The organism is Alienimonas sp. DA493 (assembly GCF_043951915.1).
Lineage (GTDB): Bacteria > Planctomycetota > Planctomycetia > Planctomycetales > Planctomycetaceae > Alienimonas.
This window is the reverse complement of record NZ_JBINJD010000190.1, coordinates 1-8,959: the sequence shown is the minus strand read 5'-3', so window position 1 is coordinate 8,959 and position 8,959 is coordinate 1. Positions and strand designations below refer to the sequence as shown.

General features: G+C 71.6%; 3 protein-coding genes. All 3 read left to right on the top strand.

Annotation, left to right across the window (positions count from 1 at the left end):
* Window positions 1–2,263 (top strand): type II secretion system protein J (locus ACG2DA_RS20085; RefSeq protein WP_395258126.1); only part of this gene is annotated, 2,263 nt, incomplete at its 5' end.
* A 72-nt stretch (window positions 2,264–2,335) separates the two neighbouring features.
* The gene (locus tag ACG2DA_RS20080; protein ID WP_395258124.1) at window positions 2,336–8,662 is read left to right on the top strand and encodes a hypothetical protein; all 6,327 of its coding nucleotides are present in this window, start codon (window positions 2,336–2,338) and stop codon (window positions 8,660–8,662) included.
* A gap of 139 nt (window positions 8,663–8,801) precedes the next feature.
* The coding region (locus tag ACG2DA_RS20075) for a type II secretion system protein (protein ID WP_395258127.1) at window positions 8,802–8,959 on the top strand (158 nt) is incomplete at its 3' end.

Sequence of the window (8,959 nt, the reverse complement as noted above, 5' to 3'; positions counted from 1 at the left end):
GGGCCGCGGGTCCGCCGCGGCCCGCGGGGGCTTCACGCTGATCGAAATGCTGATCAGCGTGACGCTGGTCTTGTTGATGATGGCGCTGTTCGCCCAGGTGTTCGGGCTGGCGACGGAGACGGTCTCCACCCGGAAGGGCATGGCCTCGAACGACCAGAAAAGCCGGCTGCTGTCCAACCGCCTCGGGCAGGACCTCGACGCCCGCACCTTCGAGCGCGTCGTGCCGTTCCCCGGGGCGACGCTGCGATACGTGCCGGTCGACGCGGCGGGCGTGCCGATTTCGGTGTCCGGAAACGACGTCGCCGGTTGGGGGCCGGAACAGGAGGTTGTGGAAGGCACCGTGAGCGGGCCGGTCTTCCAGACGAGTGATGTGAACCCTGCAAGCGGCATCCCGCTGCACAAGGCCGCGGTCACGGAGACAAGTTCCGCAGACTATGAGCCCCGCCGCCGCCGCGGGATCTTCTCGATCAGCGAGAACGACCCGGACAGCGACACCGACGACCGCCTCACGTTCACCACCGACGCCCGCAAACGCACCCGGCGGGGGGACATTGACTTCTCCCCCGTGCGGGGCCGGGCGGCGGTGCTGACGACCGACGCGCAGGTTTACAGCGGATCCGGGGACATCGCGGCGGACCAGCCGGCGACGGACGTGTTGAACGTCCAGCAGCCGTCCAGCGACGAGAAGCTCAGCAGCAGCAATCTGGTCGCCAATCCGGCGGGGCAGGCGGCGCTGACGGGGTTGGACGGGGTCGGCGTGTCCACCTACGCCGTCGTGTCGTTCTACCTGCGGGGCACGAACTTGATCCGCAGCGTCGAACTGGTCCGCGAGGCGGACACCGATCCGGCGCTGTTCGACGCGGACGGCGACGGCAACGCGGACAACTGGACGCCGCCGAGCGGCAGCTTCCGGGCCGCGTTCGATTACGCCGCCTACCGCCACCCGGATCCGAGTCAGCTCGGCCCGCGGTTCCACGCGGAGTCCACGCTGGACAACGTGACCGGCGGCGAGTGGCTTGAGGGGAGCGGGGAACGCCTGCCAAAGGCCCTCGGCGTACCGCACCTGCGGACCGGGGCCGGCGTCTGGCCGTTCGACCCGCTCAGCCCCACCACCGCCCGCTCCTACGGGCGGCCGCGGGAGTTCACGCGGAAGACCCTGGGGCCGACGCTGTCCCTCGACGCCGACGGAAACCTCGTCGACAGCGAGTGGGCCGGGTTATTCCTCGGGCAGTACTCCGCCCGGGAGCAGTCCTCCCCCGCCTTCCTCCTGCCCGGGGCCGCGCCCGGGTCGCGGGCCGAACACCCCTACTTCGCCGCGAACCTGCTGGACCGGGACGGCGACGGGACGGCGGACACCTCGAGCTTCGCCGACGTCGCCCCCTGGTTCGAGCCGCCCAGCCCGCCGTACCCGCGGCGGGGGTCGGCGTTGCGGCGGGGCGAAGAGATCCTGATGACAAACGTCCACGGCTTCGACGTGGAGGTGTACGACGACGCGCTCGGCGACTTCGCCGACCTGGGGCACAACCGCACGGTCAAGACGCTGAACCTGTTCGGGATCGACGGCCGGCCGGTCACGGACGAACTCGAAGTCGCCGGCGACTATCACCGGGACCGGCTCCTCCCGCTCACCCCGACCGGGGACGCCGCGATCGATTTCGACGGCGACGGCCTCCCGGATCAGGACGGCGACTTCTCCGACGGCATCAGCCTGCTGCACCCGTTCGGCAACCGGTTCGACACCTGGCACCCCGGGATGCGGCTGATGGGCCGCGGGTACGTGGACGGCGACGGCGATCCGTCGACGGACGATCCTGTCGAGGTGACCGTCGAACGGCCCTACCCGCCGCCGTACCGGCCGCTGAGGAACCCGCTGGGCGGGGACGTCGGCGTGCCGACGCGGGACTTCGACGGGAACCCGATCGCCCCCGACCTGTCCCTGAGCGGGGCCGCCGGCGGGCTGGTGTACGACGACCTGTCCGGCGAGACCTCCACCCCGGCGCTGCTGGATGCGTTCGAGAACGGCGACATCGCTCAGTTGCCGCTGTATTCCCCGGCCGGCGGGAACGCCGTCGACGACAACGGCGACGGCTACGCCGACACCGCCCTGGGCGCGACAGCCCGCTATCCGGACCCGAACGAGATCGGATACCTGGGCAGCGACGACGAGAAGCCGCTGCGGGCCGTCCGCATCACCGTCCGGTACTACGACGTGGGCAGCGACCGGATGCGCGAGGAGTCCTACCGGCACAGCCTGGTGGACTAGCCCGCCCCCCGCCCCCCGCGAACCCTTCACGGCCCGTTCCGGGCCTTCCCCCCCGCCGACTCCGGCAACCCCATGATCGCCCGCCGCCGACCCCGCCCGCCCCGCATCGCGTCCCCGCCGACGGCTCCCGCCGCCCGCCGGGGCACCGTGATCGTGGTGGTGATCGCCCTGCTGGGCGCCCTGATGCTGCTGGGGTTCCTGTTCCTGACCCTCACCATGCAGGAGGAGGAGAACAGCCGGTACTTCACCGAGTCGGCCAAGATCGTCGAGACCGACCCCAACGTCTTCTTTAACGAGGGTTTGGAACAGCTCATCGCTGCCCCGGACGACCGCCGGCCCGACAGCGTGCTCTATGGCGGCCGGCACTCGCTGCTGGCCAATATGATGGGGGCGGACCTCACCCCCTTCAACGGCATCGGCGTGGGCACGGTGTGGGACCCGGCGAACAGCCGGCCGGCGTTGGACCTGAACCGCGACGGCGTGGTCGATTCGCCCCAGCCGAATAACGGGTTCGCGCTGCGGATGAACCTCGCCCCGGGGTCGCAGCCGGAGAGTTTCGGCACCGACGCCGACCGCGACAACCTCGCCGCCTTCCTGCGGTCCCTCATCGACCCGGCGAACTTCCCCGCCCCGGACGCGGACTACACCTATCCGGACCTCAACAACGCCTTCCTGTCCTACGACTGGGTCGAGCCGGTCACCGGGCGGCGGGTAGTCATCCCCTCGTTCCACCGCCCCCAACTGCTGCGGAACCGGATCGTGTCCGGCGACTACCTCGCCGACCCCGACGCCGGCGAGTGGACCGATCTGGGCGCCGGCGATCCGGTGCACCCGTGGTACACGGAACCGGAAACGCTGCCGTTCGTGATGCGGCCGCACCTCCAGCGGCGGGCCGTCGCCGCCGAACCCGGCAACCCGGGCAACGCCGTGGTGGCGTTCGAAGACACGATCTGGGCCCGCCGGTTCGTGACCGCGGAATACCCCGACGTCGCCCCGGTGGACGGCGACGGCTACGTCGTCGGCGCCGGCGCGCTGGGACCGGTCAACGCGAACGACCCCAGCTACGTGCCCCCGCTGGACCTGAACGTCGACCGCGAACCGCTGTGGCGCGTCGGCCGCGGCGACGACGCCGCGGCCAGCGCCGCCGCCGCCTACGCCTACGACGCCGACCCGGACAACGACGGCGTCCTCGACGCCCTCTGGTTGGACCTCGGCTACCCGGTGCAGCGGCTGGGGGACGGCGTGAGCTCCTTCGTGCCGATGTGGGCGTTCAAGGTCGTGGACATGGACGCGTTGTTTAACCTCAACGCCCACGGCAACTCCTACGGCGCCTTCGCGGACGCCGACGGGGACGGCGTCGGCGACGCGCTGAACCTGAACGGCCAGAATTTCTTCGGCACGGACGCGTCGTTCGTGACCACGCCGATCTCCCAGAGCGGGCCCGGCTCCACCCGGGACGAGGTCAACCCGCAGCACGGGCTGAGCGGCCTGAACACCGTCGACGGCGCGAGCGCCGAACAAATCGAGGCGTTCACCCGGTTCTACGACCTGACCAGCGGGACCTGGGACGGCGACGCCGCCCGCAGCCGGAACCTGGAGTGGTGGTTCCTGCTGCACGGCCGGGCCTCGTTCCGGTCCGATCCGAACGGGTCGGGCCTGCGGGTGCCGGACGAGGTGCTGACGGGCCGCTACGGGGAGCCGCGGCGGGTGGAAGAGGGCACGTTCCGGGTCTCCCGGGCCGCGCGGGCCGGCGTCGCGGTGACGGACGCCGCGGCGTTCTTCCCGTACCCGGGTCTGAGCGCTTCGCCGATGAACGCCGCGGCCGCTGACGACAACGGCGACCGCTTCGACGGGCTCCGCCGGCGGCTGCCCGGCTTGGTGTTCGGCGGGGGCACGCCCTATCAGCCCAACAGCGGTCTGCCGGTCTTCGCCCACCCCGAAGGCGTCCCCCTGGACCGCCGCGGCAGCGCGATCATGACGAACGTGGCGAACGGCCTGTCGCGGCTGTTCCTCGCCCGGACCACGCCGGACACCTCCGAGGGCGGCGCCCCCCGGGCGGACGTCGGCGTGCGGATGCGGTTCCCGGCCCTGCTGAACGCCGTCACCCCGGTCTATCAGCAGGCGACGAACCTCGGCTTCGCGGGGACGGCGGCGGACCGGACCGGCACGGTCGGAGCCTTCCGGACGATCTGGGACCACCTGACCGGCGCCACCTTCCGCGACGGCCGCGACTACGACGCGAACCCCAACGACGGCGCCCCGGCCGCGCCCGGCGGCGGGCGGACGGATCCCCTGCCGGCGGAGGGCGGCGCCGCGGTCGGCACGCTGGCGACCGCGAACGGCAGCGTCGGCAACGTCCCGCCGAACGTCGGCGGGACGATGGACGTGAATTTCGCCGTGCCGACCCAGTACGGCGCCGCCGCGGGCGGCAGCGACCCGCTGCGGCAGTTCTCCCGCACCGAAATGGATGATCCGGGAGAGACGATCGTCGATTTCCGGAAGGCCAACGGCCAGCGGAGCGACTCGATCTACGGCCCGGCCGAGACCGTCGCGATGCACATGACGGACGAGGACCGCCGCATCGCCACGCTGGAATCGCGGTTGCTCCAGCTGGCCCCGGTCAGCTTTGAACGGAGCCCCGTCGCCGAGGCCGTCCGCCGCCGGTTCACCACCGCGAGCTTCGACGTGAACGCCGCCCCCGCCCCGTTCGAGCCGCCCGCCAACCGCAGCCCCGGCGCCGCCGATCGGAACTGGGAATATTCCGCGCCGGACGGAACCCTGGGCGGGCGTCGCGTGTTCCCGCCGTACTTCAACGGTGCGATGCCGACGCCGAACAGCGCCTATTACTACGCTCAGAACGACCCGTTCCGGGAGGAAGTTCGGGAGGCGCTCTCGCACGGGGGGATCAACGCCCCGACGACGAACGCCGGTCACCGTCGGGCGCTGCGGAAACTCGTCCGCAAACTGAGCTTCAACGGCGTGGTCGAGCGCGTGACCAATCCTCGCGACTCGCTCTTCGACAGCAACGCCCGGACGCATCGCGACGTACGGAACAATGCGTCCCACGTTCCGGCGGACGGGAAGCTGGACCCGCTCGTGAACGGCGCCGGCGAGCCCCGCTACGGCCTGGGCGAAATCCGCATCCGCAACCTCACCCCGCACCCGATCGGCCTGAGCGCCGACGCGGTCCGCGCTCCCGTCGGGCACCCGGCGGCGGCGACGGGCGGATACGATTCGCCCACCGGCAACCCGACCCCGCGGTTCGGGATCTCCGATTTGCGGCTGCAACACGCCACCCAGGAAGGCCCCGGCAGCGCCACGATCGGCGCGGGCAACGGCCTGATGACTTGGGACTTTCCCGCAGACTTCGCTTCTCGGAACGCCGCCGATCAAAGGCGGTTGCTTCAGGCCCAGGAGTGGCACGCCCGCCGGGATCGGCAGAACCTCGCCCGGGACCTCTACGTGCTGCTGTGCGTGGTCGGCGGGGTGGACACGGCCGCCCCCGCGAAGAACTTCACGGCCACCGGCGCCTACACCGACGACCAACTCCGCGAGTACGCCCAACTGGCGGTCAATATCGTCGACGCCGTCGACGAGGATCCCGTCCGCACGCTGTTCGTCTACGACACCGACCTGTCGAACGGCTACACCGCCCTGGACGACGCCTACACCTTCACCGAAAACGAGATCGACGCGGCCGGCGGCGCCGTGGTCGCCGGCGTGGAGCGGCAGGACCTGGCCCTCTCCGAGGTGCTGGTGAACCTCGCCTGGGCGATGGATCAGAACGGGACGCCGGGCGACGCCGGCGACGACTCCCCGGCCAACCACGGGCTGACGGAGTGGAACGACCAGGAGCCGCACGACTTCATCTTCGCCGAGCTGGTGTACACCGGCGTGGGCGAGTTGAACTTCGCCCGGAACCCGGCGCTCGGCTCGGCCCCGAACGCCCCCGCCCCGGGCGAGAACTGGCGGATCGTGGTCCGGAACCCCCGCGACGACCGGCAGTTCGCGGACGGCGTCGCGGACGGCGACCAACCGAGTCAGGCCGTGCAGATCGAGGGGCGGGCGATCATCCCGCGGGCCGGCCACGTGTCGGCGGACCGCCCCTACTTCACCATCGCCAGCGCCGATAAGGACTACGCCAGCGCCGGCACCGCCGCCGCGACCGACCCCCGCAGCCGGATCCGGGTGAACTTCACGGACAGCGAGTCCACCGGCGCCGCGGACACCGCCACGGACGGGGCGAACTGGCTGAACCTCGCCCCGCTGGGCTTCGCGTCGAACGCCGTTCAGACCGACCCCGCGAGCGTGCTGCGGGACGTGAACCCGAACAACCCGGCGCAAATTCTGGACACGCTGGTTCCCGGGACCGACGCCGCGAACCCGACCTTCCGGCTGCAGACGATCAACGGCGAGACGCTGGCGGCCACGACCCTTCACGAAGACGCCAACCCGCTGCCGGATTCCGGCCTGTTCGAGATCAGCGATCGGGACGCCGCCAAAACCGACCCGCCGGTGGTGGAGGTGTTGCTCCAGACCCGCCTGAACCCGCTGCGGCAGCCGAAAACGGCCGACCCGACGGCCGACCCGACGCGGTACGAGGACCAAGACCGCGACAATCCCTGGATCACCGTCGACCGGATGCGGGCCCTGACGACCCGTCTGGACGTGTACAAGCAGGACGACACCGCCGCCTTCATCGCCCACTTCCAGGACGAAGACCAGGAGGGCCCGGTGACCGGCGCCGGCGGCGACAACCGCGGGCCGAAGGTCGCCTCCCGCGTGCGGCGTCGGCCGCTGCTGCGGGCCAGCGAATTGCCCGGCTTCAACCGCGGGACCGTCGCGGACGAGGGCTCCCTGCTCGCCGCCAGCGAGAACGCCGACGCCCAGGCCGTGCGGGAGCAGATGTTCAACAGCATCGGCGGGCACGATCGCAACAGCCCCCGGCGGCCCGGGGGCGAAGAAGCTCGGCCGTTCGATCTGTGGCAGCCGCACTTCGACCGCCCGTTCGCCAACCCCGCCGACCTCATCGGCGTGCCGCTGTACGACGCGGAGCACCTCACCGGGTTGATGTCCCGCGACGACCGCGTGTTCGGGCCGGACGGGGGCGGGACGAAAACGGACTTCCTCGAGTACGACGGGATCGACGTCTCCGCCCTGCCCTCCGCCCGCCAAACCGGGCTCGGGCACGACCCGACCCCGCAGAACGCACAGGACGGCGGCCCCAACGCGGCGGTCCTGAACCGGCTCAACGTCGCCGGATCGCGGCTGCTCTACCCGGACGTCAGCCGCGTGCCCTGGCAGGACCACGTCGACGGCAACGCGACGACCAACGCCCGGCACAACTCCTGGTACCGCCTGTTGCAGTACGTCGATACGCCCCGCCGCACCGCGGAAATGATGGCCGACGCCGCCCCCGGCACCGTCCGCGTCGGCCCGACCGGCCGGCTGGAGATGGACGGCGCCTTCGACCTCGGCGCCTACCGCACCGCCGCCAAGCTGAACCTCAACACGCTGCGGCACCCGCACGTGCTGGCCGGCCTGCTGGACGACGAGCGGATCCACGGCGCCCCGCAGCAGAACCCGTTCGCCGCCGTGCCGGCCTATCCGGCGCTGCCGGCGATCAATCCGACGGTGGCGGGCAACAGCGGGCTGGCGGACGGCGACTTCTACCGGTCCCTGCTGCTCTCCCGCGACGGGCTCGACCCGATCGCCCTGCCCGGCGCGTGGGGCGCCCTCGGCCCACGGGCCGCGCTGCCCGGCCTGGCGACGCGGGGGCTGGCCGCCGGCGGCGGGCGCGACGGGCACCTGTTCACCGGCTATCACGCCCCGACGCGGTCGATCGGCACGAACCCCCGCGCCCTGCGGGACGCGATCCAGCACACCCCGCTGCGGCTCCGGCCGGGGTCGAATACGTCGTGGATCAACGGGCCCGACCTCTCGGGGCAGACCGCCCCGGACGCCGACCTGCCCCGGGCCTTCTTCGGCGTGGGGGCGGCCGGCATCGCTCCGGACCCCACCCGCCCCGACCTGGACTTCACCACCCGCTATCAGGTCCTGGGCAAGGTGTTGAATTCTGCAACACATCGCAGCAATCTGTTTCTCTGCTGGATGCAGGTCGACTTCTTCCACGCCCGGGAACTGCGGCGGTCCGATCTGGACGGGTCGGATCCGGACTCCCCCGCGGGCCGGCAGCGGATCGTGCGGATCGGGGCGAAACAGGAGCGGTCGCCCTCCTACCGGGCGGCGTTCCTGATCGACCGCTCCCAGGTCCCCGCCCTGCTGCGGGCGGACCATCTGCCGGATACCGGGTCCTACAGCTTCGCCCGGGACGCGCTCTCCGGCGGCGTGAAGTTCCCCTGGCAGGAGCTGGTCATTCACCGCCAGCGGATTCAGTAGGTTCCCCCGCCGAACGCCGCGCCTTGGGGGAATCGCCCGGCATGGCACGCGTTTTGCGGTAGAATGCGGGCGGCGTTCCGCCGTTTCGACCACCCCCTTCCCGACGTTCCCTCCCCTGCTCGCTCGAGGCCCCGATCCGATGAACATCCCCCGCCCCCGCCGACCCCTCGCCGCGGCGCGGCGGGGCTTCACGCTGATCGAACTGCTGGTGGTCATCAGCATCATCGCGGTGCTGATCTCCCTGGTGGCCCCCGCCGTCCAGCAGGCCCGCGCCGCCGCCCGGCTGCTGGAGTGCCA

Excerpts from the sequence above, each read along its gene's own strand:
- ACG2DA_RS20080 (WP_395258124.1), top strand. The coding sequence starts at position 2,336 with ATGATCGCCCGCCGCCGACCCCGCCCGCCCCGCATCGCGTCCCCGCCG.